This window comes from Vogesella indigofera (assembly GCF_028548395.1).
In the GTDB taxonomy this organism is placed as follows: Bacteria; Pseudomonadota; Gammaproteobacteria; order Burkholderiales; family Chromobacteriaceae; genus Vogesella; species Vogesella indigofera_A.
Genome location: NZ_JAQQLA010000004.1, coordinates 184552 through 209086, shown reverse-complemented (window position 1 = coordinate 209086; position 24535 = coordinate 184552). Strand labels below are relative to the sequence as shown.

The following is a 24535-nucleotide window of genomic DNA, read 5'->3' as shown; positions in this document are numbered from 1 at the left end:
GTGCTGACTCAACTCAAAAACGGCTTTTCCGGCCTGCGGGCCAAAGGCCTGCCCCCGGCGGCGCTGCCCGCCGCCACCTGGCGTTACCTGTTGCCGCTGCTGATGCTGGCGCTGGCCTTGACCGTGCTGGTGGTGGTCTACCTGTGGCACGACGACGCCAGCTACAAGCCGGTGTTCGGCGAGCAGGAAAAGGTGTCCGCCGCCGACATGATGGCGGTGCTCGACGCCGAGAAGATCCCCTATCGCCTGCATCCGCAGAGCGGCCAGGTGCTGGTGCCGGAGGCGCAGTTGGGCCGCGTACGGATGCAGCTGGCCGCCAAGGGCGTGGTAGCGCAGCTGCCGGCCGGGCTGGAGCTGCTCGACAACAACGATCCGCTGGGCGTCAGCCAGTTCGTGCAGGACGTGCGCTTCCGCCGCGGCCTGGAGGGCGAGCTGGTACAGAGCATCCTGGCGCTGGAGCCGGTGCGCGCCGCGCGCGTGCACCTGTCGCTGCCCAAGAGCAGCGCCTTCGTCGGCGCCAACGAGGACAAGGGCTCGGCCTCGGTGGTGGTGACGCTGAAGGCGGGGCAGAGCCTGAGCAACGAACAGGTGTCCGCCATCGTCAAGCTGGTGTCCGGCAGCGTGTCCACGCTGGACCCGGCACGGGTGACGCTGGTCGACCAGGCCGGCAACCTGCTGTCGGCACGGCTGACGCTGGCCGAGGGCGGCATCGCGCTGAACGAGAGCGACAACGAGCGCCGCCACCGCGAGCAGGCGCTGGAAAACGTGCGCGCGCTGCTGGCGCCGGTGGTCGGTGCCGACAACTTCCGCGTCAGCATCGCCGCCGAAGTCGACAACGACCGTATCAACGAAACACGCGAGAAGTACGGCGAGGCGCCGAAGGTGACCAACGAGGCCTCGCGCGAGGAAAAGAGCAACGAAAAGGCGGCGCTGGGCATTCCCGGCTCGCTGTCCAACCTGCCGATCGACACCGACGCCTCGATGCCGGCGGCCGATGGCTCCGCGATCAGCAAGAACGCGGTCACCCGCCAGTACGCCTACGACCGCAGCATCATGCAGATCCAGCATGCGCGCGGCGAACTGTCCCGTCTCAGCGTGGCGGTGGTGCTGAACGAGGGCGCGGCGCCGAACGGCAGGGCGTGGACGTCGGCGCAGCTGGCCGGCATCGACAAGCTGCTGCGCGGCGGCCTCGGTATCAAGGCCGAGCGCGGCGACGCGCTTGTGTTGTCGGCGCTGGCCTTCCCGGCACAGGCGGCGCCGCTGCCGTGGTGGGAAGAGGGCGGCGTGTGGCTGCCGAGCGCGCTGTCGTGGGCCGGTTACGCGATCAGCGGCCTGCTGCTCTACCTGCTGCTGGCGCGGCCACTGTTGAAGCTGCTGCGGCAAAGGTTGGCCGCACCGTTGCCGGCGGCACTGCCGGTGGCGTTTGCCAGCCCCGAGCCGCTGTTGCTGACCCCGGACGACACGCCGCAGCCGGCCCCGGCCGACGAGCGCCCCGCCGTGGCGGCGCTGCCCGACCCGACGGCGGCACGCAGCGGCAGCACCGTGGTGCCGCTGCTGGAGAACTACGATCTGCCGCCGGCCGGTTCCAGCGTCGACGTGCTGGTCGATCACCTGAAGCATCTGGCGGCGAAAGAGCCGGAGCGCGTCGCCGAAGTCGTCAAACAATGGGTACAGAAAAATGGACGAACTCAATAAGTCCGACCTGCTGCACAACGCGGCGGCCAGTGCCGGCGTCGCGCTGGGCAACGCGGAAGGCATGACGCCACTGGAACAGGCCGCCATCCTGCTGCTGTGCATGGGCGAGGAGCCGGCGTCGGCGGTGCTGCGCTGCCTGTCGCGCGAGGAGCTGCTGGCGGTGACGCAGGAGATGTCGTCGCTGAGTGGCATCAAGGTCGACGCGGTGAAGACCAGCATCCAGAAGTTCTTCGACGAATACCGCGAGCAGAGCGGGGTGCACGGCGCCAGCCGCGCCTTCCTCAAGCGCTCGCTGGACCTGGCGCTGGGCAGCGACATCGCCAACAGCGTGCTCAACAATATCTACGGCGACGCCATCCGCCCGAAAATGGCGCGCCTGCAGTGGGTGTCGCCGAAGTGGCTGGCCGACCGCATCGCCGGCGAACACGTGCGCATGCAGGCGGTGTTCCTCGCCTTCCTGCCGCCGGCGCTGGCCGGGCAGGTGGTCGACGCGCTGCCGCAGGACAGCCGCGACCTGGTGCTGGTCAACATCGCGCGGCTGAAGGACATCGACCGCGAACTGCTGCAGGAGCTGGAAGAGCTGGTCAACAGCTGCCTGGACAGCCTGCACACGCAAAGCACGCTGGTGGAAGGCATGCAGCAGACCGCCGACATCATCAACCGCCTGCCGGGCGACCGCGCGCGCATGATCGAGCTGCTGCGCGGCCATGATCCGGAGATCGTCAACGAGATCGAGGCGCGCATGTACGACTTCTTCATCCTGTCGCGGCAGACCGAGACCGTGCTGCTGCGCCTGACCGAGGAGGTGCCGCTGGAGATGTGGGCGATCGCGCTGAAGGGCGCCGAGCCGGCGGTCAGCCAGGCCATCACCCAGACCATGCCGCGCCGCCAGGCGCAGGCGTTCGAGTCGATGATGCGCCGCTCCGGCCCGGTGCCGCTCAGCCGCGTCGAGGAAGTGCGCCGCGACATCATGGCGCAGGTCAAGACGCTGGCCGAGGCCGGCGAGATCGACCTGCAGCTGTTCGCCGAGGAAGTCGTCGAGTGAACCCGTGGCGTGCTTACCGCTTTCCGCCGCTCTTGGCGGCACAGCTCGGCGCACTGGCGGTCGCCGAGCCCGGCTCGGCGCAGGCTTCCGCCGCCGACGGCTTTCGCCAGGGCATGGACCTCGGCTACGGCGAGGGCTACGCCAGCGGCGAGAGCGCCGGCAAGCAGGCCGGCTTTGACGCCGGCCTCGCCGCCGGGCGCGAACAAGGCCGCCGCGAGGCGATGCAGCAGGTGCTGGCGCAGTTCGACGGCGCGGCACGACCGCTGGACGCCGCCACCGCCGCCATGGAGCGCTGCCGCGTCGACTACCAGAGTGCGCTGCGCGAGGACGTGATCAACCTGGTGGCCAAGGTAGCGCGGCAGGTGATCCGCTGCGAGCTGACGCTGAAACCGGCGCAGATCCTCGATCTGGTGGAGGAAACGTTGGCCGCACTGCCGCCACGTGCCGGCGAGGTGGAAATCCTGCTCAACAGCGAGGAATACCAGCGAATCCGCGAGCTGGCGCCGGAACGTGCCAGCCGCTGGGCGCTGCGCCCGGACAGCACGCTGGCGCAGGGCGAGTGCCGTATCCGCAGTGCCGACAGCGACATCGATGCCGGCTGCGAGCAGCGCCTTGGCGCCTGCGTCGAGCGCCTGCGCGAACAATTGAGTGCCGACAGCGCGCTGCCGCTGCCGGCGGGAGACGACTGAGATGCTGCGCGACGCGCTGGCGCGGCTGGACCTGTCCGACGTGCCGCTGGCCACCGTCACCGGCAAGCTGGTCGGCGCCTCCGGCCTGCTGCTGGAGAGCATCGGCTGTCCGCTGGAAACCGGGCAGCGCTGCCTGATCGAGACCGCCAGCGGCCACTACCTGGAAGCGCAGGTGGTCGGTTTCCGCCGCGAGGTGTCCTACCTGATGCCGTACAAGAAGCCGGTCGGGCTCAGCACCGGCGCGCGGGTGATTCCTGCCGCCGACAGCGCCGGGCTGATGATCGGCAACAGCTGGCTGGGGCGCATCGTCAACGGCCTGGGCGAGCCGCTGGACGAGCGCGGTCGCCTCGGCGGCGACATGCCGCTGGCGGCGCATCCGCCGCAGATCAACCCGCTGCGCAAGCAGCCGGTGGCGCAGCCGCTGGATGTCGGCGTCGCCGCCATCAACGGCCTGCTGACGCTGGGCCGCGGCCAACGTGTCGGCCTGTTCGCCGGCAGCGGCGTCGGCAAGAGCGTGCTGCTGGGCATGATCACCCGCCACACCGAGGCCGATGTCGTGGTGGTCGGCCTGATCGGCGAGCGCGGCCGCGAGGTGCGCGAATTCGTCGAGCACGCGCTGGGACCGGCCGGCCTCGCCAAGGCGGTGCTGGTGGTGGCGCCGGCCGACGAATCGCCGCTGATGCGGCTGAAGGCGACCGAGCTGTGCCACACCATCGCCGCCCATTTCCGCGATCAGGGCCGCAACGTGCTGCTGCTGGTCGATTCGCTGACCCGCTACGCGATGGCGCAGCGCGAGGTAGCGCTGGCGCTGGGCGAGCCGCCGGCGACGCGCGGCTATCCGCCGTCGGTGTTCGGCATGCTGCCGGCGCTGGCGGAGAGCGCCGGCAACGGCGAGGGCACGAGCGGCAGCATGACCGCGATCTACACCGTGCTGGCGGAAGGCGACGACCAGCAGGATCCGGTGGTCGACACCGCGCGCGCCATTCTCGACGGCCACATCGTGCTGTCGCGGGCGCTGGCGGAGCAGGGCCACTACCCGGCGATCGACATCGGTGCCTCGGTCAGCCGCTGCATGAGCCAGATCGGCAGCCGGCCTCACCTGGACGCGGCGCGCACGCTGAAGGCGCTGTGGGGCCGCTACCAGGAAATCCGCGGCCTGATCCCACTCGGCGGCTACGTGCCGGGCGCCGACGCCCAGGCCGACCGCGCGGTACGGCTGATGCCGCAGATCGAACAGCTGCTGTGCCAGCGTGCCGACGACGCCGCCACGCTGCCGCAGGTGATCGCACAACTGGAGGCGCTGCTCGCATGATCAAGGCCCGCACCACGCTGCAAAACCTGCAGCAATTGCTGACACTGAAGGACGCCGACGTGGCGCGCCTGCAGCGCGAAGTCGCCGACAAGCGGCAGCTGCAGGAACGCTACCAGCGCAACATCCAGCGCATGGACGAGCTGTGCCGCCACAGCGGGGCCAGCGGCAGCCGCACGCTGCCGGCGCTTGCCCTCAATTGCGCCGGCTACAAGGACGCGCTGCTGCAGCTGAAACAGTCGCAGCAGCTGGATCTGCAGCTGGCCGAGGCCGATACCGCGGTCAGCCAGCAGGCGCTGCTGGCGGCAAGCCTGCGGCGCGAGGTGCTGGCGAGCCTGCAGCAGCGCACCGCCGCCGATCTGGCGCAACAGCAGCAACGTCAGGAACAGAAGCGCAGCGACGACCAGGCCAGCCTGGCGTGGCTGCGACAGCAGGGGCTGATGTGATTATTCACACTTTTTCAAGCAAACAGCGCGCCGCGTCGCCTTGTCAGGTATTCGCTACGCGTTCGGAGGAACAGGAAAGTGGACATTAATCCGTCACAGATGGCATCGCAGATGGCATCGATCTACATGCAGAGCGCCGAGCAGCAGCTGGCGGCGCAGAACAAGACCAGCAAGGCGCGCAGCGACGGCCTCAGCCAGCTGCAGAAGGCGCTGCAGGACTTCCGCAGCAGCCTTTCCACCCTGGCCGGCAAGAAAAGCATGCTGGCGATGAGCGCCAGCCTGAGCCGCGACGGTATCGCCACCGCCAGCGCCGGAGCCACCGCGCAGGCCGGCAGCTACTCGCTGTTCGTGGACAAGGTCGCCTCCGCGCACCAGCTGGCGTTCGGCAATATCGGCGGCGTGCCGGCGGCCGAGGGCGGCAGCTTCAGCGTCACGCTGCAGGGCGGTGCCACCTTCAATGTCAACCTCGCCAGCGCCGACGTCGACGGCGACCTCAGTCTGTCGGCCAGCGAGATCGCGCGCGCCATCAACCAGGCTGCCGACAACCAGGGCAAGGTCAACGCCATGGTGCTGACCGCCGACGGCCAGAGCAGGCTGGTGCTGTCGTCCGCCGCCACCGGCGCCGCCGGCCAGATCAGCCTGAATACCGGCGGTATCGGCAATGCCGCGCTGAAGGCGGCGCTGGACGCGCCGACGCAGCTGAGTGCGGCGCAGGACGCGGAAGTGTGGCTGGGTGGCAAGACCACCGGGGTGCTGGTGAAGCAGGCCTCGAATACCTTTACCGCGATCCAGGGCGTGACGCTGACGCTCAGCCGCGCGATGAGCGACGGCGATGCGCTGCTGCAGCTGACCGTGGCGCGCAACGACGGCGACACCGCGGCCAACCTGCAAAGCTTCGTCGACAGCTACAACACGCTGCTGAAATCGCTGGGCACGCTTACCAGCAGTGGCGACGGCAAGACCGCCGCCGGCATCTTCGCCTCCGATTCCGGGGTGCGAACCCTGCGCGACCAGCTCAACAACATGGTGCGGCAGAACATTGGCGGCGTGCGCCTGGCGGAGATGGGTGTCAGCGCCAGCCGCGACGGCAGCCTGACGCTGGACCGCAGCAAGCTGACCAAGCTGCTGCAGGACAAGCCGGCGGCGCTGGACGGCTTCTTCAGCGACAGCAACGGCGACGGTCTGATCAAGTCGGTACGCGGCTACCTCGACCAGTGGCTGAGCACCACCAAGGGCGTGATCACGCAGCGCCGCGACTCCATCGAGCGCATGCAGGGCGATCTGGACAAGCGCAAGATCCGCCTCGAAGCCGAATACCAGCAGGTCTACCAGCGCTATCTGGGGCAGTACTCGCGCCTGCAGGCGATGCAGAGCCAGATGAGCAGCACGCTGGACAGCCTCAACAACTACTTCGCCCAGAACCAATAAGGACCGCGCCATCGTGGACTACGACGCTTACCGCAGCTATCACGCTGTCAACCTGGAATCGCAAACCGCCACCGCCTCGCCGGTACAGCTGGTGCTGGTGCTGTTTGACGGCCTGCTGGAAGAGCTGGCGCGGGCGCGTGGCCACCTGGAACAGCAGCGCTACGAGCAGAAGGGCGACAGCATCAGCAAGTGCATCAACATCCTCAACGGCCTGTCCAGCGCGCTGGACAGCGACCACGGCGGCGAGGTGGTGACCAATCTGGCGCGGCTGTACGACTACTGCGTGTTCCGCCTCTATCACGCCAGCATCGAACTGGATCTGGCGGCGCTGGACGAGGTGGTGCAGCTGCTGCACACGCTGAAGGGCGGCTGGATGGGAGTACAGGAACAGCATGCCGCACTTTGACGTCACCGCCTTCGGCCAGCAGCTGCAGCAGGCGGTGGCGAGCCGCGACTGGGACGCGTTGCAGCGCCTCGACCGCGCGCTGGCCGCGCAGCTACCGCAAGCGCCACGACTGCGCCCGGACGAGGTGACGCAGCTGCAGCAGTTCTACCAGGCGCTGCTGCGCGAGATCGGCAGCGCCTTGCAGCAATCGGAACAGGACATCGCGCGCTGCCTGCAGCAGCGCGAGCAGAGTCTTGCCTACGCCAATGTCAGCGAATTTGCGGAACAACCATGAACAGCACCCTTTTGGCGCCTGCCGCCCCCGTTCCTGCCAGCGCTCCCGCCAGCGCGGTGGTGGCCGCGGCCTTGCCGTCTGCCGCCGCCGGCAGCGGCGGCCCGTCGCTGTTTGCGCTGCTGATGGACGGCCTGCCGGCCACCGACGGCGAGCTTGCGACCGACACGGCCGCGCCTGACGCGACGAGCGCCGATAGCACGGCACCGGTGCTGGCTAGCACGTTGCCATTCGCCGCGTCGCCATTGCCGTCGGCAGCAATGACACCGGCCGCCGACACCGCGGCCACGCCGAGCGGTGCCGGCGCCGGATCGGCATCTGTCGCCGGTGCCGGCTTGTCGCCGCTGAGTACGGAACAGATCGCACTTGCCCCCCTGGCGCGTGGCGCGGCCCCGGCGCCGGCAGCGGCCTTGGCGGCAACGGCACTGCCGGTCATGGCGGGCAGCCTGCTTGCGGCCAACGTTGGCCGCAACGGCGGCACGAGCAGCGACAGCAGTAGCCCGGTCTCAGGCAGCAGCAGCGAGACCGCGCCGCTGGCAGCCGACGCAGCGGTCGGCACACCACCGTCGGTCGAGCCGCGCTTGCTGGCCGGTGGCCTAACCGCGCTGCCGGTACCGGCGCACGAACTGGGCCAGCGGCCGGCGGCCGCGGCGGCGGTGCCGGAGTGGGCGCCGCTGCCGGTCGACGACGGCAGCGCCAGCGGCCAGGGCGGCGCGCTGCACCAGCTCTTGGCGCAGCGGCTGGCGGTGCAGTCCAGCCACGGCATCGACCGCGCGCTGATCCGGCTTGACCCGCCGTCGTTCGGCTCGCTGGAAATCGCGCTGCGCCACGAGGGCGGCCACCTCACGGTACAGCTGACCGCCAGCAACGGCGACATGGCGCGCCAGCTGCAGGGTATCGGCGATCTGCTGCGCCAGGAACTGGGCAACCGCCAGTTCCAGTCGGTGCAGCTGGAGGTGCGCCACGGTGCCGGCGACGGCCAAGGCGGACAACAGCAGGGACGGCGCGAGCCGGAACAGCAGGCGAGCCCGGGGCGCGCGCTGCAGCTGGCGGCAGAAGATGACGGATTTGGCCTGGCAAGTTATCAGGCAGGAGCAGAGGCATGAAAAGCAAAACGGTGGTGATTTTCCTGGTCAGCATGCTGCTGACGCTGTTGCTGGGCGGCGGCGGCACCTACTGGTGGCTGCAGCAGCAAGGCGGTGCGGCACTGAGCAGCCCGCTGCGCGAGCCGGTGGCCGCGGTGGCGGCAGAGCCGGCGACGCCGAAGCGCTACCTCACCCTCGACAAGATCATCGTGATGCTGCGCGAGGCGAGGCAGGACGAGCTGCACTACATGTCGATCGACCTGGTGTTCCGCACCGACAACGAGCAGCAGGCGCAGGTGAAGGAGCAGCTGCCGCTGTTGAAGAGCATCGCGGTACGCGCGCTGTCGCAGCTGACGCGCACGCAGGCGGCGGCGATGAGCGTGGACGAATTCCAGGCCTTGCTGCTGCAGCACTACAGCCAGGCCTACCGCAAGGACCAGCAGCCGCAGCCGTTCAGCGACGTGCTGGTCAGCAAGCTGATCGTCGAGTAAGCGATGAACGCCGCCTACGCGCTGTTCGAGACCCCGGCGCTGGACGAGGGCGCGATCATCGCCCGCCACGCGCCGCTGGTGAAGCGCGCGGTACGGCAGCTGTCGTCGCAGGTCGGCGCGGTGCTGGAGCGCGAGGACATGGAGCAGGTCGGCCTGCTGGCGCTGCTGGAGGCGGCACGGCGTTACGGCGAGCCGGACGAGCAGTTCACCGGCTTTGCCATGCTGCGCATCCGCGGTGCGATCCTCGACGAGTTGCGGCGCCTGGACTGGCGGCCGCGCAGCGTGCGCCAGGATGCGCACCGCCTGCGCGACGGCTGGCGGGCGCTGACGCGGCAGCTGGGGCGCGAGCCGTCGGAGCGCGAGGCGGCCGCGGCGCTGGGCATCAGCCTGGACGAGGTGCAGGCGCTGCTGCTGGCGGAAAACGCCGAGGCGATGCACAGCTTTGACGAGATCGTCGCCAACGGCGGCGATGTCGGCGACGAGCGCGCGCCGGAACAGCAGCTGCAACTGCGCATCGCGCTGGCGTCGGCGCTGCAGCACCTGGCGCCGCGCGAGCAGCAGGTGATCCAGCTGTACTACGAGCACGAGCTGAGCCTGAAGGAAATCGCGCTGGTGCTGGAGCTGACCGAGGCGCGGGTGTGCCAGATCAACAAGGCGGCACTGAAGAAGATGAAAAACTGCCTGGCGGCCGCGCCCGACTGAGGGTCGCCGCCGGGTCTTGCTTAACAGGGAAGGATCAACATGCAGCTCATCCTGGGCATCGGCATCGTGCTGGTGTGTGTATTTGGCGGCTTCATGCTGCATGGTGGCTCGATGGCGGTGATCTGGCAGCCAGTGGAGCTGCTGATCATCTGTGGCGCGGCGCTGGGCGCGCTGGTGCTGGGCAACCCCAAGCACGTGCTGGTGGAGATGGTGGGCCAGATCAAGCGCATCGTGATGCGCAAGAAGCACGGCGCCGAATTCCAGCGCCAGCTGCTGCTGCTGATGTACGAGCTGCTGATTACCGCCAGCCAGGGGCTGAAGGCGCTGGACGAGCACGTGGAATCGCCACGGCAGAGCCCGCTGTTCAACCGCTACCCGCTGGTGCTGCAGCAGCCGAAGCTGCTGGCCTTCATCGTCGACAACTTCCGGCTGATGGCGATGGGCAAGATCAACGCGCACGAGCTGGAAGGCGTGCTGGACCAGGAGATCGACGCCATCCACGAGGAGCTGAACCAGCCGTCGAAATCGCTGCACAAGATCGGCGAGGCGATGCCGGGCTTCGGCATCCTGGCGGCGGTGCTGGGCATCGTGATGGCGATGAACAGCGTCAGCGAGGGCGCCAGCGCCGGCGAGATCAGCCAGAAGGTGGCGGCGGCGATGGTGGGTACCTTCATCGGCATTTTCTTCTGCTACGGCGTGCTCGACCCCTTGAGCAACGTGATGCATCAGCAGGTGAAGGAAGAGCTGTCCAACTTCGAATCGGTGAAGGTGGTGCTGACCACCCACGCCGCCGGCAAGCCGCCGCTGCTGGCGATCGACGCCGGCCGCCGCCTGGTGCAGCTCAATACCAAGCCCAGCTTTTCGCAGCTGGAGTCGTGGATCAATGCGCTGGAAGGCGTGTGAGGCATAGCGCGCAATGAGTGCACTGAAACACCGCGAGCAGCACGAGGGAGCGGTCATCAAGAAGGTGTCGCGGCGCGAGGAAGACAGCGCCCACGGCGGCGCGTGGAAGGTGGCGTTTGCCGACTTCGTGCTGGCGCTGATGTGCCTGTTCCTGGTGCTGTGGGTGCTGGCGGCGCGCGAACAGGAAAACCTGGAGCAGCTGCTGCGCGACGGTGGCGGCAAGCCGACCGCGGAAGGCACCAACTACCGCATCGAGCACCAGGGCACGCCGCCGGGCAGCCTGATCCCGCGCGAACTGGTGCCGGGGCTGAGCACCACGCAGCCGAGCGCGGACAGCCGGCTGAAGACCACCGGCTTCCCGACGGTGCTGGACGGCGACGGCCGCCGCGTGCGCCAGAAGCTGGAGTCGCCGGCGGCGCTGAACCAGCTGGCGCAGATGCTGGCGTCGATGTCGAAACAGGCCGGGCTGGAAAGCAACCTGCAGCTGGTGGTGACGCCGCAGGGCCTGCGCGTGATGTTGCACGACACCGAGCGCGAGGGCATGTTCGAGCGCGGCAGCGCCATCATCAACCGCCGCTTCAAGGGCCTGCTGCAGGAGATGGGGCAGCTGCTGTCCTCGCTCGACAACCAGCTGCTGGTGATCGGCCACACCGACGCCATGCAGTACCGCAGCGCCGGCAATACCGCGCTGTCGAACTGGAGCCTGTCTGCCAACCGCGCGATGAGTGCACGGCTGCATCTGCTCGATGGCGGCCTGCGCAAGGAGAGCGTGCTGCAGGTGGTGGGCATGGCCGACCGCGCGCCGCTGGACAAGCGGCAACCGACCGCGGCGCACAACCGCCGCATCGAGCTGCTGGTGCTGACGCCAGAGCAGGCGGACAGCATCAGTGCCATGTTCGGTGCGCCGCAAGCGGCCGGTGCTGCCGAAAAACGCAGCGAAATCAGCGTGGCGCCCAACCCCGACCTGGACATGCTGCGCGCCAAGATGAACAACCCCGGCTGAGGGCGCAAGTCCTTGTTGCGGCAAGAAAAAACCCGGCCTCGTGCCGGGTTTTTTTATGGCGGGTAAGCCATTGTCGTGCCGAGGTTGCGGCATTTATTGAGATTGTAAACATTGTGTATCTAATTGACGGGTTGATTGGTAATATTTACAATCAAATCACAATATCAAAAAACGGCCCCGCCGGAAGATCCCGGTCGGGAACGCAACCCCGTAGTGCACACTGTAGGAAGAAGTGAAGAAATGAATCTGGACGACATCAAGGCGCAGTTGGCCGCAACCGATTTTTTTGCCGACCAGCCCCCCGTGGTTTTGGACAGAGTGATCGACCATGCCATTTCCCTGCGCGTGCGCAAGGGCGAATACGTGTTCCAGGAAGGGCAGACCGTGTCCGCCATCTACCTGGTGGTCAGCGGCCGGCTGCAGGCGCACGTTTCCGATAGCGCCAACCGCAAGTACGTGCTGATGTTCAACAACCCCGGCGAGCTGATGGGCGAGGTGTCCTACCTCGACGGCGGCCCCTGTGCCTGGAGCGCGATGGCGGAGGAGGACTGCCTGCTGTTCAAGTTCAACCGCAATGACCTGATCAGCATTTTCGGCACCGCCGACGGCCTGCCCAGCGACACGGTGCGCAACCAGATCCTGATGCGCCTGGCCGGCATGGTGCGCCGCATCTCGGCGTCGGCCAAAAGCCTGGCGCTGCTCGATGTCTACGGTCGCATCCGCCTGCTGTTCAACGACTACACCGTGGTCCGTGACGGCGTGATGCAGCTGCAGCAGACCTTTACCCAGCAGGAAATCGCCGATCTGATCGGCTCCTCGCGCGAGATGGTGGCGCGCATCCTCAAGGAGCTGGTGTTCGGCCGCTACATCACCATGGAAAACCGCCGCATCGTGCTGCTGAAGATGCTGCCGGAGAACTTCTGAGCCGGCGCCAGCGCCGATTTAAGTTTTCCACCGCGACGGTCGTCCTTTACTGGATAACCGTCTTATTCCTGTCCGAGGCCGACATGCGCATCACCCCACTCCGTCCCGAACTGCGTGACAACGCGATCCAGTCCGACCGCAGCCAGGCGCCGGCCGCCAGCGGCAAGGCGTCTGTCGCGCCGCTGCCGGCCGCCCAGCCGCTGAACCAGGCTGCCGGCGTGCTGCAGGCGCTGCCCGAGGTCGACCTCGACAAGGTGGCCGCGGTGCGCGCCGCGCTGGCGCGCGGCGAAATCAGCTTCGACGCAGTTAAGCTGGCGGCCACCATCGCCGCCTATCACCGGGGCTGAGCATGCCGGCAAAGGCACAGTGGCGGCAGTTGCTGCAGGACATCCACAGCGACCTGGACGATTACCGGCAGCTGCAGCTGGCACTGGAGCAGCAGTTTTCCGCCGCGCTGGCGCACGACGCGGCGACACTGTCCTGCTACGCCGACCGCATCGGCCAGCTGGTGGCGCAGCTGCAGCAACGCCGTCTGCGCCGCGAACAGCTGGCGCGGCAGCTGCTGGCCGGCAACGTTGGCCGCAAGCCGTCACTGATGGCGCTGTTTGCGTTGCTGCCGGAGCCGGCACGCCAGCGCTGCCAGCAGCAGTGGCAGGCGCTGCAGGCGCTGGCGGCCGACTGCAAGCAGCTCAACGAACGCAACGGCCAGCTGCTGCTCAACCAGCACGAGTGCTACCAGCGCGTACTGTTCGGCGAAAGCGATACCTATGCTGCACCCTGATTTCCGCATTACCTCCCCGGCCATCGCCACGCCAGCCAGCGGCGGTATCGCGCCGGCGACGGACGGCGGCCAGTTCGCCGCCGTGTTCCGCGACACGCGCCAGGAGATCGTGGCACTGATCGACCAGGGCTTTCCGGCCGGCGACGAGGCGCTGACCCCGCAAGGTCTGCTGCTGCGGCAGCGGGCGCAGGCGGCCGCGGCGCCACTACCGGTGGATGGCAGCCATCTTGACGCGCAGCAGCAGGCATTTCTCGGCGACATCCTGCCGCACGCGCAGAAGGCGGCGCGTGCGCTAGGGGTGTCACCCGACATCATCGCCGCGCACGCGGCACTGGAATCCGGCTGGGGACAGGCACCGCTGCGCCGTGCCGACGGCTCCAGCAGCCACAACCTTTTCGGCATCAAGGCTGGGCAGGGCTGGCGCGGCGAGCGCATCGCCGCGCTGACCACCGAACACCAGGACGGGGTGGACGTGAAGCAGGTGGCGCCGTTCCGCGCCTACGCCGACTACGACGGCGCCTTTGCCGACTACGTCAGCCTGCTGTCGTCGTCGCCGCGCTTCAAGGCGGTGCAGGGCGTGGGCAGCGATGCCGCCGCCTTTGCCGCGGTACTGGCCCGCGGTGGTTACGCCACCGATCCCGCCTACGCCAGCAAGTTGCAGCAGACCGTCAGCCGCCTGCGCGGCCCGGCCTGAGGCTGGCCTGAACCCGGCCTGAGCAGGGCACCCGCCGCGATGGCGCCGGCTTGGTGAAGCCTGCCGGCCGGGCGCCTTACTGGCTGATCTCCGGGCTGACCACGCCGGTGTCGATGACGCGGGCGCGGATGACCTTGCCGCTGTTGCCGTTCTTCACCCGTACCCACTCGTCCTTGCCGGCGGTTTCCAGCGCGGTGCCCGCCACCTCAACGCGGATGCCTTCCTGCTCGGCGACGATCGCCACCGCCATGCCGCGTTTCACCAGCGGCGCCGTTTCCAGCAGCAGGGTGCGCAGCGGCGTGCCCTTGCGGATCAGCGTCTTGCTGCGCAGGCCATCCAGGGCCACGCCCGGCGCCAGCAGCGGCTGCGGGCTGCGTAGCAGCACGCGCTGCTCGCTGACGTCGTCCGCGCCCAGCGTCTGGCCGGGGGCGATATCGTTGGCCGCGGCCAGTGCCAGGCCGCTGACTTCGGCGCGGAACAGGTAGCCGATCTCGCCGGCGCCCTGGCAGCGCACCCGTACCCGCACGCGGCCAAGCTGGCTGTCGCTGCCGATCTCGGCCACGGGCTTGCCGAGGCAGCTGCCCGGCGCCAGGCGGGCGGGCAGCGCCTGCAGCCGGATTTGCGGTGCGCGCAGGCCGCTGGCGGCGGCCTGTTGCAGCAGCCATTGCTGCGCGCTCTGCTGCGCCAGTTCGGCCGCTGTGGCGGCCTGCGCGGCCGGCGACAGCAGGCTGCCGGCGCTGAGCAGCAGCAGGCCTGCCGTGCGCCGCAGCGCGGCCGGCGGGCGGTTTGTGAATATTGCCATTGGCTCGGTCTTGGTAATTATTACGTGTACTTGCGGTAGGACGATTAATTAGTATCGCCTTATAACTGGTGGCCGGATTGTCAATCATTGCCACCATATCCATCTTAAGAGAACCGCAAGAGGTGTGGCAATGGGCTTCAGTCTGAGTCAGGCGCTGAGCGTGCATCCGGAGGCGCTGAAACTGCGTGCCGAACGTACCAAGGTACTGGCATCCAATATCGCCAACGAAAGCACCCCCGGCTACCAGGCGCGGGATTTCGATTTCCGCAGCGCCCTTGCCGAGTCCGACACTGCCGGCGGCCTGCTGCTGCAAACCGACGGCGGCGAGCTGGCGTACCGCACGCCCAATCATCCGTCGCGGGACGGCAATACCGTGGAGCTGGGCGTGGAGCAGGCCGAGTTCACGCAGAACGTCGCCGATTTCCAGGTCAGCCTGACTTTTCTCAACATGAAATACAAGGGGCTGGCAAAAGTGATTGCCGGGCAATAAACCATGTCCTTCCGAGATATTTCCCGCATCGCCGGCTCGGCGATGACCGCGCAGACGGTGCGCCTCAATACCGTGGCCAGCAACCTGGCCAACGCCGATTCCGCCGCCGGCTCCGAGGCCGCCGCCTTTCGCGGCCGCAAGCCGGTGTTCGCAAGCCAGATGCAGGGCAGCGGCGAGTGGCAGGGCGTCGGTGTACGCGTGCTGGACGTGGTGAAAAGTGACAAGCCGGTGCGCAAGGTCAACGATCCGTCCAACCCGCTGGCCGACCAGGATGGCAACGTCTACTTCGGCAACGTCAACGCGGTGGAGGAAATGACCGACATGATGGCCGCCTCGCGCGCGTTCCAGACCAACGTCGAGGTGATGGCGCGGGTGAAGGTGATGCAGCAGGACCTGCTGAAACTGGGAGAAGGCTGATGGCCATCGACGCAAGCGCGCTCAACCAGCGCAGCCAGAACGGCGGCAGCACGCAGGCCAGCGCGGTAGCCGGCCAGCAGCTGGGTGCCGACAGCGACATGTTCATGACGCTGCTGATGGCACAGATCAAGAACCAGAACCCGCTGGAGCCGACCGACCCGGCGCAGTTCGTCGGCCAGCTGGTGCAGATGAACCAGATGCAGAGCACGCTGGGCATGCTGTCGGAGCTGAAAAGCAATGCGCTGATGATGCGCGAGCTGCAGGGGCTAGCGCTGGGCGAGCAGGTCGGCAAGCAGGTGCTGGTGCAGAGCGACCGGCTGCAGCTGGACGGCAAGCCGGTTGGCGGGCGCATCACGCTGGACGGCAGCGACGAGGTGCAGCTGCAGCTCACCGGCGCCGACGGCAGCAGCAAACTGATCACGCTGGGGCGCCAGGCCGCCGGCGAATTCGCCTTCACGCTGGACCCGGCCGCCCACGGCCTGCCGGCCGGCCAGTACCAGGCGCAGGTGGTCACCGCCGCCAAGTCCGCCGCGCGGCTGGAGTTCGCCGCCGAGGTGCAGGCGGTGCGGTTGCCGGTGCAGGGCGGCGAACCGATTCTTTCCCTTGCCGGGCTGGGTGAGTACCCGGCGTCGTCGATCACCCGACTGTTGGGGGCTGCCAGCAGCACCTCGTCTACCAGGAGCTAACTCAGCATGAGTTTCGAAATCGCGCTTTCCGGCATCAACGCCGTCAATAGCCAGCTTGGCAACATCAGCAACAACATCGCCAACTCCGGGACCTACGGCTTCAAGTCCAGCCGCGACAACTTCGCCTCGATGTACGCCGGTAGCCAGGCCACCGGTGTCGAGGTCGGCTCCACCACCCAGAACATCGGCCGCGGCGGCAGCGTGGTCGCCACCGGCCGCGCGCTGGACGCGGCGATCCAGGGCGGCGGCTTCTTCGTCACCAAGGACAACAACGGCAGCGTCGCCTACACCCGCGTCGGCATCTTCAACACCGACAAGGATGGCGTGCTGGTCGATGCTTTCGGCCGCAAGGTGCAGGGCTATGCCGCGGTAGAGGGCGCGCCGGCGGGGACGCTGGGCGCACTGGGCGACATCCAGGTGCCGACCGGCCAGGTCGCGGCCAAGGCCAGCAGCACGCTGGAGTACAGCGGCAACCTGTCCTCCGGCTGGGTGGCGCCGGCGGTGGCCTTCGACAAGAACAATCCGGCTACCTTTAACGGCTCCAGCGTGTCGACGGTGTTCGACTCGCTGGGCCAGAAGCACAGCGTCACGCAGTACTTCGTGAAGACCAATCCCAACGAAGTGACCGTGCACTACGCGATGAACGGCGCGCTGCTGCCGACCACCGCGGTGATGACCTTCGGCACCGACGGCCAGCTGACCGCCCCGGCGGCCCCGGTGGCGCTACCGCTGGGCACCCCGGCCGGCGCTGCGGCGCTGAGCGTCAATGTCGACTACAGCGGCACCTCGCAATTCGCCGGCGAGACCACCTCGGCGGTGAACAGCAGCGACGGCTACGCCGCCGGCACCCGTACCGGCCTGCGGCTGGAGGAGGACGGCACCGTGACCGCCACCTACAGCAACGGCGAGAAACGCGCCGTCGGCACCATCGCGCTGGCGACCTTCCCCAACGAGAACGGTCTGGTGGCGGTGTCCGATACCAGCTGGACCGAATCCGGCGCCTCCGGCACCGCGCTGCTGTCGGCGCCGGGCAGCGGCAACGTCGGCACGCTGGCGGTCAACGCGCTGGAGCAGTCCAACGTCGACCTCACCGCCGAGCTGGTCAACCTGATGACCGCGCAGCGCAACTACCAGGCCAACACCAAGGTGATCTCCACCGAGAACCAGGTGATCCAGGCCCTGATGCAGGCCGTCTGAGCATGGACGCGCTGATCTACACCATCATGAGTGGTGCCAACCGCACCCTCAAGGCGCAGCAGGTGCGCGCCAATAACCTGGCCAACGCCGATACCCCCGGCTTTCGCGCCGACATCGAGGTCGCCAGCAGCCAGGTGGTGCCCGGCTACGGCTACGACGCGCGCCACATGACGGTGCTACAGCCCAGCGCGGTGTCGGTGAAGCAGGGCGTGATCGCGCAGACCGGTCGCGAGCTGGACGTGGCGATCCAGGGCGAGGGCTTCTTCACCGTCGCCACCGCCGGCGGCGAGGCCTACACCCGTGGCGGCCAGTTCGATGTCGCCGCCGACGGCACGCTGATGCTGGGCGGCCGCCAGGTACTGGGTGACGGCGGCGCCATCGTGCTGCCGGCCTACCGCCAGGTGCAGGTAGCCGCCGACGGCACGGTGTCGGTGCTGCCGCCGGGCTCGGAAGCGATGCAGGCGGTTGGTCGTCTCAAGCTGGTGAAACCGGCGCCGGAAGAACTGAGCAAGACCAGCGACGGCCTGATCGTCAGCCGGCTGGAGCCAACGTTGGCCGCAGACGACACGGTACGGGTGCAGGGCGGCCATCTGGAGCGCAGCAACGTATCGGCGGTGGAAGAGATGATTGCCTCGATGACGCTGAACCGCAGCTTCGAGATGCAGTTGAAGATGTTCAACGCCGCCAATGACATGGTCGAGGCCGGCAACCGCCTGGTGCGCGGCTGACAGGAGAAACCACCATGAATCCAGCACTGTGGATCAGCAAGACCGGCATCCAGGCGCAGGACGCGCGCCTGGGCGCCATCGCCAACAACCTCGCCAACGCCAACACCGTCGGCTTCAAGCGCGACCGCATGGTGTTCGAAGACCTGTTCTACCAGGTGGAACGCCAGCCCGGCGCGCAGGTGGACGACAACAACCTGTCGCCGTCCGGCGTGCAGCTGGGCAACGGCACCCGCCTGGTCGGCACCCAGAAGATCTTCACCACCGGCAGCATCAACACCACCGGCCAGGCGCTGGATGTGGCGATTGTCGGCCAGGGCTTTCTGCAGGTGCAGATGGCCAACGGCGAAACCGGCTACACCCGCGCCGGCCAGCTGCAGGTCAACGCCGAGGGCCGCCTGGTCAACGCGCAGGGCCTGCCGCTGTTGCCGGCGATCACGCTGCCGGCGGATACCACCGCGGTCAACATCAGCGACAGCGGCATGGTGTCGGTGACGCTGTCCGGCGGCACCGCCACCACCGAGGTCGGGCAGCTGACGCTGGCCAACTTCGTCAACCCCACCGGCCTGCTGGCGCTGGGTGACAACCTGTTCCAGCAGACCACCGCCAGCGGCGAGGCCGTGGTCGGCAACCCCGGCAGCGATGCGCTGGGCAAGCTGCGCCAGCGCGCGCTGGAAGGCTCCAACGTGCAGGTGGTGGAAGAAATGGTGGACATGATCGCAGCGCAGCGTACCTACGAGATGAACACCAAGGTGCTGTCCGCTGCCGACAACATGATGCAGAACCTGGCGCAGGCGGTGCGATGAAGGCGCTGCTGCCGCTGTTGCTGCTGCTGTCGGCCTGCGCGCAGCTGCCGCTGGCGCGCGACAGCGAGGAGCTGCCGCTGCCGCCGGTACCGGAGGTAGCGGCGCGGGGCGTGGCCGGCGGCGTGTTCAATCCGGCCGCCGGCTGGTCGCTGCTGTCCGACCGGCGTGCCTTCCGCAGCGGCGACGTGCTGACGGTGCTGCTGGAAGAAACCACCCAGGCCAGCAAGAGCGCCGGCACCAGCTTCGACAAGCAGTCCGGCGTCAGCATCACGCCGTCCATCATCGGCACCCGCGAGTTCGATACCCAGGTCGGCATCTCCGCCGGCCGCGAGTTTGACGGCAACGCCAGCTCATCGCAGCAGAACAGCCTGTCCGGCGCGCTGACCGTGATCGTGCAGCAGGTGCTGCCCAACGGCCTGCTGCTGATCAAGGGCGAGAAGCAGCTGACGCTGAACCAGGGCGAGGAATTCCTGCGTCTGGCCGGCTATGTTCGCAGCGACGACATCGACGCGCGCAACCGCGTGTCCTCGCTGCGCATCGCCAATGCCCGCATCGCCTATTCCGGCCGCGGCGCGCTCAGCGACGCCAACGCCCCCGGCTGGCTGACGCGCTTCTTTACCAGTCCGTGGATGCCGTTCTAAGAGAAATCATGCCGAAATTCCTTTCCGTGCTGTTCGCGCTGCTGCTGTGCGGCAGCCTCCTTCCGGCGCAGGCGCAGCCGCTGCGCAACCTGGTGCACGTCGAGGGCATCCGCGACAACCAGCTGATCGGCTACGGCATCGTGGTCGGCCTCGACGGCAGCGGTGACAATTCGCAGGTCAAGTTCACCGGCCAGGCGGTGGCCAACCTGCTGAAACAGCTGGGCCTGCAGCAGGGCGAGCAGGCCGATCCGAAAGTGAAGAACGTGGCGGCGGTGACGGTCAGCGCGCTGCTGCCACCCGGCTATCGCCGCGGCCAGACCATCGACGTCACGGTGTCGTCGCTGGGCGACGCCAAGAGCCTGCGCGGCGGCACCCTGTTGCTGACGCAGCTGCGCGCCGCCGACGGCGAGATCTACGCGCTGGCGCAGGGCAATGTGGTGATCGCCGGGCTGTCGGCGCAGGGCAAGAGCGGCTCCAGCATCACCGTCAACACGCCGACCTCCGGCCGCATTCCCAACGGCGCCTCGGTGGAGCGCGAGATCGCCAGCGATTTCGACAGCGGCCCCAGCGTCCACTTCAGCCTGAAGAAACCCAATTTCGAGACCGCCACCAACGTGGTCAACGCCATCAACCAGCGCTTCGGCCGCATCGCCAGCACCCGCAACGCCACCGCCATCGAGGTGCAGGCCCCGACGGACCCGACCGCGCGCGTCGCCTTCGTCGCGCGATTGCAGGCGCTGAACATCAACGTCGGCGGCGAGCTGCCCAGGGTGGTGTTCAATTCGCGTACCGGCACCGTGGTGGTCAGCCAGGGGGTGACGGTACGCCCGGCCGCAGTGTCGCACGGCAGCCTGAAGGTGGTGATTTCCGAGCGGCAGCAGGTCAGCCAGCCCGGCGCCTTCAGTAACGGCACCACCGCCGCAGTGCCGGAATCGCAGCTGCGGGTGGAGCAGGGCGAGGGCCGCATGTTCCAGTGGCCGGCCGGCGCGCGGCTGCAGAGCATCATCGACACCGTCAACAGCACCGGCGCCACCCCGGACGACATCATGGCCATCCTGCAGGCGCTGGACCAGGCTGGCGCCATCGACGGCGAACTGGTGGTGATCTGATGGAAACGGTTTTTTCCCCGGACGGCGGCACAACGTTGGCCGCAACGGCAGATAGCCCGACGGCGATCGCGCCGGCGCAGCGGCAGCAGGTTGAGCGCGCGGCGGAAGGTTTCGAGGCGCTGTTCATCAAGGAGATGCTGGCGCAGATGCGCAAGGCGACGCGCAGCATGGCCGGGCCGGACAGCATCTTCGCCGACAGCATCAACAGCGACATGCTCGATTTTGCCGATATGGCGATCGCCGAGCAGCTGGCGCGCGAGCGCCGCTTCGGCATCAGCGAGGTGCTGATCGCGCAGCTGCTGCCGCAAAATGCGGCGCCGCCACTTAAGGAATCGCCGGCGGCGGTCGCTTATTCCCCAGTACAGGCCGGCGCCGGCAGCGAACTTGCTGCCTTTGCGATGCCGGTGAATCTCCCATTCCGTCAGTAAGGTTACGCTATGCGCATGGTGCACAACGCGCTGTCCGGTACCGCCGCCGCCCAGGCCGCGCTCAATACCGTCAGCCAGAACATCGCCAACGTGATGACCCCCGGCTACTCGCGCCAGGGCGTGGTGCTGGCCACGCTGGTGCCCAATGCCGGCGATCCGCACAGCGCCGGCGCCGGCGTCGATGTCACTGCCATCCGCCGCTTCAGCGACGACTACAAGAACCTGCAGCTGTGGCAGGCGGCGGCCAGCCGTGGCGAGCTGGGCGCGGCGCGTCCGTACTACACCCAGCTGGAACAGGTGATGGGCAACAGCGGCAGCAGCCTGTCGGTCGGCCTCGACAAGTTCTACGCCGCGCTGAACGCGGTCAGCGCCGATGTCGGCTCCAGCCCGCTGCGCGACCAGGTGATCAGCGAGGCCGGCGCGCTGGCGCAGCGCGTCAACCACCTCAACCGCGTCTATGCCACGCAGCAGGCGTCGGTCAACGAACAGCGCGGCGCCACGCTGACCCAGATCAACAGCCTGTCCGGCAATATCGCTGCCCTCAACGCCAAGATCGCCGCGGTGCAGTCGTCGGAGGTGAACACCTCCGGCCTGCTCGACGAGCGCGACCGCCAGATCGACCAGCTGGCGGCGCTGGTCGACGTGCGGGTGATGTCGCAGCCGGACGGCAGCAAGAGTCTGACATTGCGCAGCGGCCAGCCGCTGGTGATGGGCGACACCGCCGCCACGCTTGCCAGCAGTACGCAGCCGGACGGCTCGCAACGGGTGACGCTGGCCTTCGCGCAGGAAACCTTCGTGCTGGCTAACGACAATGTCGGCGGCCAGCTCGGCGGTCTCAATCACTACGAACGCACGGTACTGCGTCCGATGGTGGCGGCGGTGAGCACGCTGGCGCAGGAGCTAGCCGACCGCGTCAACGGCCAGCTGGCCGCCGGTTTCGACATGGCCGGCAACCCCGGCGCGCCGCTGTTCGTGTTCGACGCCGCCAGCGCCGACGGCATGCTGCAGCTGGCCGCGATCCAGTCGTCGCAGCTGGGTTTCTCCGGCAATGCCACCGCCGCCGGCGACAGCCAGAACCTGCTGGCACTGATCGCGGTGAAGGACCAGCAGGTGGTGATCCCCGGCCTTGGCAGCGTGACGCTGAGCGACGCCTACTCGCAGCTCACCGGCCGCCTCGCCATCGATAGCCAGCAGAACAAGGCGGCGCTGAGCACCGCCGAGGTGGTGCGCACCGAGGCGGAGAGCAGCTGGAAGTCGACCAGCAGCGTCAACAACGACGAAGAAGCGGTCAACCTGATCGAATTCCAGAAAATGTACCAGGCGAACATGAAAGTGATCGCCGTCGCCAACGAGCTGTTCGACAGCACGCTGGCCATGCTGTAAGGAGCCGCCGATGCGCATCGCCAGTACCCAGTACCACACCACCATGAGCCTGGCGCTGGACCAGACCAGTGCCAAAACCGCCGAGCTGCTGCAGCAGATGTCGTCCGGCAAGCGCCTCTTGTTGCCATCCGACGACCCGATCGCCAGCGTGCGCCTGCTGCGCCTGGGACGGGAAGAGGCGGCGCTGGGGCAGTACCGCGACAACATCGCCAGCGTGCGCAGCAAGCTGTCGGTGAACGAATCCTATCTGGCCGGCATGGGGCGCGACATGCTCGACATGCGCGACCTGCTGCTGATGACGCTGGAAGGCAGCTACACCGCGCAGGACCTGCGCGACATGGCCGGGCCGCTGCAGAGCCTGCGCGACAGCCTGTTCTACGCCGCCAACACCAAGGACCAGGAGGGGCGCTACCTGTTCTCCGGCACCGCCATCGCGCAGCCGGCGCTGAGCCACGATGCGGCGCAGCCGGCCGGCAGCCGCTACAGCTTCACCGGCAACAGCCAGCCGCAGCAGGTGATGGTCGGCCACGGCGTGACCCAGGCCGCCAACGTGACGCTGGAACACCTGCCGGACTTTCTCAACAGCCTGGATGCGACCATCGCCGTGCTGCAGGACCCGGCGCTGAACCCGCAGGACCCGGCCACCGGCAGCCAGCTGCGTGCCACGCTGCAGGCGCTGGACGTGGCGCACAACCGCAATACCAGCAAGATCTCGCAGCTGGGCAGCAGCCAGAACACGCTGCAGATGATGGCCGACAACCACGGCAACGTCAGCCTCTCCAACCAGCAGAGCATCACCCAGCTGGAAAGCCTCGATTACGCGCAGGCCAATATCAACATGAACAGCTACATGCTGGCGCTGCAGTCCAGCCAGAAGGCCTACGGCCGCGTCAGCAGCCTGACGCTGTTCGACGTGCTGTAAGGTTGGCCGCACCATGAGTCGCTCCTCGCTCCATCTGGACAGTCCGCGCCAGCCGCTGGCGCGCCCCGGCGCCGGCAATCCGGCCCCGGCCAGCAACGCCGGCGCCGCACCGGCCGCCACTCCCGCCAGCACACCATCGTCACTGCCGCGCAGCGGCGGTGATCACTGGCGCTACAGCAGCCAGCTCAACCAGCAGCTGACCGCGGCGCAGCGCGCGCTCGGCTTTGTCGATAGCCTCGCCGGCCAGCTGGAGGCGCTGAAAGGTGAACTCAGCGGCCAGCTGACGCAGCGGCGGGTGGACAGCGCGCGGTTGGCGCGCGGCATCGAGCAGGTGGCGCAGCAGTGGTCGCAGCGCGGCGCGGCCAGCGGCGGCAGTCTCGACAGCCGCCTGCAGTTCCGCCTCGCCGCCGACGCGCGGCAGACCTTCACCGTGCGCGGCCTGGAAGTCGCCAACCTGACGCAGGGCGCGGCGGAAACGCTGGTGTTCTTCAGCGGCGAGCCGGGCAGCGGCCCGGCGGCGGTCAAGGTCGGCGAGCCGCTGAGCGAAGCGGCACTGCTGGCTGCCCTCGGTCGCGCGCTGGCACTGTCCGGCATCCAGCCGCAGCTGGACGAGCAGGGACAATTGCAGTTTTCGGTGGCGGAAGCCGCGTGGCAGGGCGTGCGCGAACGCTTCAGCCTGCGCGGCGGCGGCATCCGCTTCCCCGCCGGCCAGCCGCAGCACCTGAAACTGCAGCCGACGGAGCAGGCGCTGCAGCCGCAGCAGTGGCAAAGCGCCGACCACGCCGGTACCCGCCAGACGTTGCAGAAGGTGCTGCGCGCGCTGGACCAGCTGCAGCTGTCGCGCGCCGCCATCAGCCGCGCGATGGCCGAGGTGCGCCACGCCATCGCGCAGTTGTCGCAGATGAGCGAACAGCTGTGGGCCGACGGCTTCGTCAACGATTTCAACGCCCGCTTCAACACGCCGGACAGCGAGTCGGGGCTGTACGAGGTGGTGCCGGCGCTGCTGGGCGTTAGCCGCTACCGCGTGCTGTCGCTGCTGGCGCTGCCGTAGCCGCCG

General features: G+C 68.1%; 30 protein-coding genes. 29 read left to right on the top strand and 1 reads right to left on the bottom strand.

Annotated elements, in window-relative coordinates; genetic code table 11:
- From fliF to PQU89_RS06610, 17 genes are all read left to right on the top strand, one after another.
- Positions 1–1695 (top strand): flagellar basal-body MS-ring/collar protein FliF, encoded by a 1695-nt coding sequence (gene fliF / locus PQU89_RS06690; protein ID WP_272765161.1) that lies wholly within the window; start codon positions 1–3, stop codon positions 1693–1695.
- On the top strand, positions 1679–2740 hold the full coding sequence (locus tag PQU89_RS06685) for a flagellar motor switch protein FliG (RefSeq protein ID WP_272765160.1): 1062 nt from the start codon (positions 1679–1681) through the stop codon (positions 2738–2740). Before fliF ends, PQU89_RS06685 begins: the two co-directional genes overlap by 17 nt.
- A complete protein-coding gene (gene fliH / locus PQU89_RS06680; RefSeq protein WP_272765159.1) occupies positions 2737–3429 on the top strand; it encodes a flagellar assembly protein FliH in 693 nt (230 codons plus the stop codon). Before PQU89_RS06685 ends, fliH begins: the two co-directional genes overlap by 4 nt.
- Position 3430: 1 nt before the next feature.
- Complete coding sequence (gene fliI / locus PQU89_RS06675) at positions 3431–4741, top strand: flagellar protein export ATPase FliI (protein ID WP_272765158.1); 1311 nt, start codon at positions 3431–3433, stop codon at positions 4739–4741.
- The gene (locus PQU89_RS06670; protein ID WP_272765157.1) at positions 4738–5184 is read left to right on the top strand and encodes a flagellar FliJ family protein; all 447 of its coding nucleotides are present in this window, start codon (positions 4738–4740) and stop codon (positions 5182–5184) included. Before fliI ends, PQU89_RS06670 begins: the two co-directional genes overlap by 4 nt.
- Positions 5185–5262: 78 nt before the next feature.
- Complete coding sequence (gene fliD, locus PQU89_RS06665; RefSeq protein WP_373322787.1) at positions 5263–6612, top strand: flagellar filament capping protein FliD; 1350 nt, start codon at positions 5263–5265, stop codon at positions 6610–6612.
- Between the two features lie 13 nt (positions 6613–6625).
- Positions 6626–7018 (top strand): flagellar export chaperone FliS, encoded by a 393-nt coding sequence (gene fliS / locus PQU89_RS06660; protein ID WP_272756786.1) that lies wholly within the window; start codon positions 6626–6628, stop codon positions 7016–7018.
- Positions 7005–7292, top strand: coding sequence for a hypothetical protein (locus PQU89_RS06655; protein WP_272765156.1), 288 nt, complete (start codon positions 7005–7007; stop codon positions 7290–7292). The genes fliS and PQU89_RS06655 overlap by 14 nt, the downstream gene beginning before the upstream one ends.
- Positions 7289–8395, top strand: a complete 1107-nt coding sequence (locus PQU89_RS06650; RefSeq protein WP_272765155.1) for a flagellar hook-length control protein FliK — start codon at positions 7289–7291, stop codon at positions 8393–8395. Before PQU89_RS06655 ends, PQU89_RS06650 begins: the two co-directional genes overlap by 4 nt.
- The gene (locus tag PQU89_RS06645; protein WP_272765154.1) at positions 8392–8865 is read left to right on the top strand and encodes a flagellar basal body-associated FliL family protein; all 474 of its coding nucleotides are present in this window, start codon (positions 8392–8394) and stop codon (positions 8863–8865) included. Before PQU89_RS06650 ends, PQU89_RS06645 begins: the two co-directional genes overlap by 4 nt.
- A gap of 3 nt (positions 8866–8868) precedes the next feature.
- A complete protein-coding gene (locus tag PQU89_RS06640; RefSeq protein ID WP_272765153.1) occupies positions 8869–9567 on the top strand; it encodes a FliA/WhiG family RNA polymerase sigma factor in 699 nt (232 codons plus the stop codon).
- Between the two features lie 39 nt (positions 9568–9606).
- Positions 9607–10470: a flagellar motor stator protein MotA gene (motA, locus tag PQU89_RS06635; protein ID WP_272765152.1), complete on the top strand. Its 864-nt coding sequence runs from the start codon at positions 9607–9609 to the stop codon at positions 10468–10470.
- 13 nt (positions 10471–10483) lie between these two features.
- Positions 10484–11473 (top strand): flagellar motor protein MotB, encoded by a 990-nt coding sequence (locus tag PQU89_RS06630; RefSeq protein WP_272765151.1) that lies wholly within the window; start codon positions 10484–10486, stop codon positions 11471–11473.
- A 240-nt stretch (positions 11474–11713) separates the two neighbouring features.
- Positions 11714–12397 (top strand): Crp/Fnr family transcriptional regulator, encoded by a 684-nt coding sequence (locus PQU89_RS06625; RefSeq protein WP_272765150.1) that lies wholly within the window; start codon positions 11714–11716, stop codon positions 12395–12397.
- 83 nt (positions 12398–12480) lie between these two features.
- Positions 12481–12744 (top strand): flagellar biosynthesis anti-sigma factor FlgM, encoded by a 264-nt coding sequence (gene flgM, locus PQU89_RS06620; protein WP_272765149.1) that lies wholly within the window; start codon positions 12481–12483, stop codon positions 12742–12744.
- Positions 12745–12746: 2 nt separating this feature from the next.
- Positions 12747–13178: a flagellar export chaperone FlgN gene (gene flgN / locus PQU89_RS06615; protein WP_272765148.1), complete on the top strand. Its 432-nt coding sequence runs from the start codon at positions 12747–12749 to the stop codon at positions 13176–13178.
- A complete protein-coding gene (locus PQU89_RS06610) occupies positions 13165–13872 on the top strand; it encodes a glucosaminidase domain-containing protein (RefSeq protein ID WP_272765147.1) in 708 nt (235 codons plus the stop codon). Before flgN ends, PQU89_RS06610 begins: the two co-directional genes overlap by 14 nt.
- Before the next feature lie 76 nt (positions 13873–13948).
- Here the strand turns inward: PQU89_RS06610 and flgA are convergent, their stop codons facing one another.
- The gene (flgA, locus tag PQU89_RS06605; RefSeq protein WP_272765146.1) at positions 13949–14674 is read right to left on the bottom strand and encodes a flagellar basal body P-ring formation chaperone FlgA; all 726 of its coding nucleotides are present in this window, start codon (positions 14672–14674) and stop codon (positions 13949–13951) included.
- Positions 14675–14804: 130 nt separating this feature from the next.
- On the opposite strand from flgA, the gene flgB reads away from it, so the two are divergent.
- The 12 genes from flgB to PQU89_RS06545 are packed head-to-tail and all read left to right on the top strand — an operon-like array spanning position 14805 to position 24529.
- The gene (flgB, locus tag PQU89_RS06600) at positions 14805–15164 is read left to right on the top strand and encodes a flagellar basal body rod protein FlgB (protein WP_272765145.1); all 360 of its coding nucleotides are present in this window, start codon (positions 14805–14807) and stop codon (positions 15162–15164) included.
- Between the two features lie 3 nt (positions 15165–15167).
- Positions 15168–15581, top strand: coding sequence for a flagellar basal body rod protein FlgC (flgC, locus tag PQU89_RS06595; RefSeq protein ID WP_047966881.1), 414 nt, complete (start codon positions 15168–15170; stop codon positions 15579–15581).
- Positions 15581–16267: a flagellar hook capping FlgD N-terminal domain-containing protein gene (locus PQU89_RS06590; RefSeq protein ID WP_272765144.1), complete on the top strand. Its 687-nt coding sequence runs from the start codon at positions 15581–15583 to the stop codon at positions 16265–16267. The genes flgC and PQU89_RS06590 overlap by 1 nt, the downstream gene beginning before the upstream one ends.
- Before the next feature lie 6 nt (positions 16268–16273).
- Positions 16274–17464: a flagellar hook protein FlgE gene (locus tag PQU89_RS06585; protein ID WP_272765143.1), complete on the top strand. Its 1191-nt coding sequence runs from the start codon at positions 16274–16276 to the stop codon at positions 17462–17464.
- A 2-nt stretch (positions 17465–17466) separates the two neighbouring features.
- Positions 17467–18192 carry a flagellar basal body rod protein FlgF gene (locus PQU89_RS06580; protein WP_272765142.1) on the top strand — a complete coding sequence of 242 codons (726 nt, stop codon included), beginning with the start codon at positions 17467–17469 and terminating at the stop codon, positions 18190–18192.
- Positions 18193–18206: 14 nt separating this feature from the next.
- Positions 18207–18995, top strand: a complete 789-nt coding sequence (gene flgG, locus PQU89_RS06575) for a flagellar basal-body rod protein FlgG (RefSeq protein WP_120810532.1) — start codon at positions 18207–18209, stop codon at positions 18993–18995.
- Positions 18992–19636: a flagellar basal body L-ring protein FlgH gene (gene flgH, locus PQU89_RS06570; protein ID WP_272756802.1), complete on the top strand. Its 645-nt coding sequence runs from the start codon at positions 18992–18994 to the stop codon at positions 19634–19636. The genes flgG and flgH overlap by 4 nt, the downstream gene beginning before the upstream one ends.
- Before the next feature lie 8 nt (positions 19637–19644).
- Positions 19645–20745, top strand: a complete 1101-nt coding sequence (locus PQU89_RS06565) for a flagellar basal body P-ring protein FlgI (RefSeq protein WP_272765141.1) — start codon at positions 19645–19647, stop codon at positions 20743–20745.
- The gene (locus PQU89_RS06560; RefSeq protein ID WP_272765140.1) at positions 20745–21173 is read left to right on the top strand and encodes a flagellar biosynthesis protein FlgJ; all 429 of its coding nucleotides are present in this window, start codon (positions 20745–20747) and stop codon (positions 21171–21173) included. The genes PQU89_RS06565 and PQU89_RS06560 overlap by 1 nt, the downstream gene beginning before the upstream one ends.
- 9 nt (positions 21174–21182) lie before the next feature.
- The gene (flgK, locus tag PQU89_RS06555; RefSeq protein ID WP_272765139.1) at positions 21183–22556 is read left to right on the top strand and encodes a flagellar hook-associated protein FlgK; all 1374 of its coding nucleotides are present in this window, start codon (positions 21183–21185) and stop codon (positions 22554–22556) included.
- A gap of 10 nt (positions 22557–22566) precedes the next feature.
- On the top strand, positions 22567–23478 hold the full coding sequence (gene flgL / locus PQU89_RS06550; RefSeq protein ID WP_272765138.1) for a flagellar hook-associated protein FlgL: 912 nt from the start codon (positions 22567–22569) through the stop codon (positions 23476–23478).
- 13 nt (positions 23479–23491) lie between these two features.
- Positions 23492–24529, top strand: coding sequence for a hypothetical protein (locus tag PQU89_RS06545; protein ID WP_272765137.1), 1038 nt, complete (start codon positions 23492–23494; stop codon positions 24527–24529).
- Positions 24530–24535 lie beyond the last annotated feature (6 nt).

What these genes read in the sequence shown, in the direction of transcription:
- PQU89_RS06685 (WP_272765160.1), top strand. Translation starts at nt 1,679, where the DNA reads ATGGACGAACTCAATAAGTCCGACCTGCTGCACAACGCGGCGGCCAGT.
- fliI (WP_272765158.1), top strand. Translation starts at nt 3,431, where the DNA reads ATGCTGCGCGACGCGCTGGCGCGGCTGGACCTGTCCGACGTGCCGCTG.
- PQU89_RS06670 (WP_272765157.1), top strand. Translation starts at nt 4,738, where the DNA reads ATGATCAAGGCCCGCACCACGCTGCAAAACCTGCAGCAATTGCTGACA.
- PQU89_RS06655 (WP_272765156.1), top strand. Translation starts at nt 7,005, where the DNA reads ATGCCGCACTTTGACGTCACCGCCTTCGGCCAGCAGCTGCAGCAGGCG.
- PQU89_RS06650 (WP_272765155.1), top strand. Translation starts at nt 7,289, where the DNA reads ATGAACAGCACCCTTTTGGCGCCTGCCGCCCCCGTTCCTGCCAGCGCT.
- PQU89_RS06645 (WP_272765154.1), top strand. Translation starts at nt 8,392, where the DNA reads ATGAAAAGCAAAACGGTGGTGATTTTCCTGGTCAGCATGCTGCTGACG.
- PQU89_RS06640 (WP_272765153.1), top strand. Translation starts at nt 8,869, where the DNA reads ATGAACGCCGCCTACGCGCTGTTCGAGACCCCGGCGCTGGACGAGGGC.
- motA (WP_272765152.1), top strand. Translation starts at nt 9,607, where the DNA reads ATGCAGCTCATCCTGGGCATCGGCATCGTGCTGGTGTGTGTATTTGGC.
- PQU89_RS06630 (WP_272765151.1), top strand. Translation starts at nt 10,484, where the DNA reads ATGAGTGCACTGAAACACCGCGAGCAGCACGAGGGAGCGGTCATCAAG.
- PQU89_RS06625 (WP_272765150.1), top strand. Translation starts at nt 11,714, where the DNA reads ATGAATCTGGACGACATCAAGGCGCAGTTGGCCGCAACCGATTTTTTT.
- flgM (WP_272765149.1), top strand. Translation starts at nt 12,481, where the DNA reads ATGCGCATCACCCCACTCCGTCCCGAACTGCGTGACAACGCGATCCAG.
- flgN (WP_272765148.1), top strand. Translation starts at nt 12,747, where the DNA reads ATGCCGGCAAAGGCACAGTGGCGGCAGTTGCTGCAGGACATCCACAGC.
- PQU89_RS06610 (WP_272765147.1), top strand. Translation starts at nt 13,165, where the DNA reads ATGCTGCACCCTGATTTCCGCATTACCTCCCCGGCCATCGCCACGCCA.
- flgA (WP_272765146.1), bottom strand. Translation starts at nt 14,674, where the DNA reads ATGGCAATATTCACAAACCGCCCGCCGGCCGCGCTGCGGCGCACGGCA.
- flgB (WP_272765145.1), top strand. Translation starts at nt 14,805, where the DNA reads ATGGGCTTCAGTCTGAGTCAGGCGCTGAGCGTGCATCCGGAGGCGCTG.
- flgC (WP_047966881.1), top strand. Translation starts at nt 15,168, where the DNA reads ATGTCCTTCCGAGATATTTCCCGCATCGCCGGCTCGGCGATGACCGCG.
- PQU89_RS06590 (WP_272765144.1), top strand. Translation starts at nt 15,581, where the DNA reads ATGGCCATCGACGCAAGCGCGCTCAACCAGCGCAGCCAGAACGGCGGC.
- PQU89_RS06585 (WP_272765143.1), top strand. Translation starts at nt 16,274, where the DNA reads ATGAGTTTCGAAATCGCGCTTTCCGGCATCAACGCCGTCAATAGCCAG.
- PQU89_RS06580 (WP_272765142.1), top strand. Translation starts at nt 17,467, where the DNA reads ATGGACGCGCTGATCTACACCATCATGAGTGGTGCCAACCGCACCCTC.
- flgG (WP_120810532.1), top strand. Translation starts at nt 18,207, where the DNA reads ATGAATCCAGCACTGTGGATCAGCAAGACCGGCATCCAGGCGCAGGAC.
- flgH (WP_272756802.1), top strand. Translation starts at nt 18,992, where the DNA reads ATGAAGGCGCTGCTGCCGCTGTTGCTGCTGCTGTCGGCCTGCGCGCAG.
- PQU89_RS06565 (WP_272765141.1), top strand. Translation starts at nt 19,645, where the DNA reads ATGCCGAAATTCCTTTCCGTGCTGTTCGCGCTGCTGCTGTGCGGCAGC.
- PQU89_RS06560 (WP_272765140.1), top strand. Translation starts at nt 20,745, where the DNA reads ATGGAAACGGTTTTTTCCCCGGACGGCGGCACAACGTTGGCCGCAACG.
- flgK (WP_272765139.1), top strand. Translation starts at nt 21,183, where the DNA reads ATGCGCATGGTGCACAACGCGCTGTCCGGTACCGCCGCCGCCCAGGCC.
- flgL (WP_272765138.1), top strand. Translation starts at nt 22,567, where the DNA reads ATGCGCATCGCCAGTACCCAGTACCACACCACCATGAGCCTGGCGCTG.
- PQU89_RS06545 (WP_272765137.1), top strand. Translation starts at nt 23,492, where the DNA reads ATGAGTCGCTCCTCGCTCCATCTGGACAGTCCGCGCCAGCCGCTGGCG.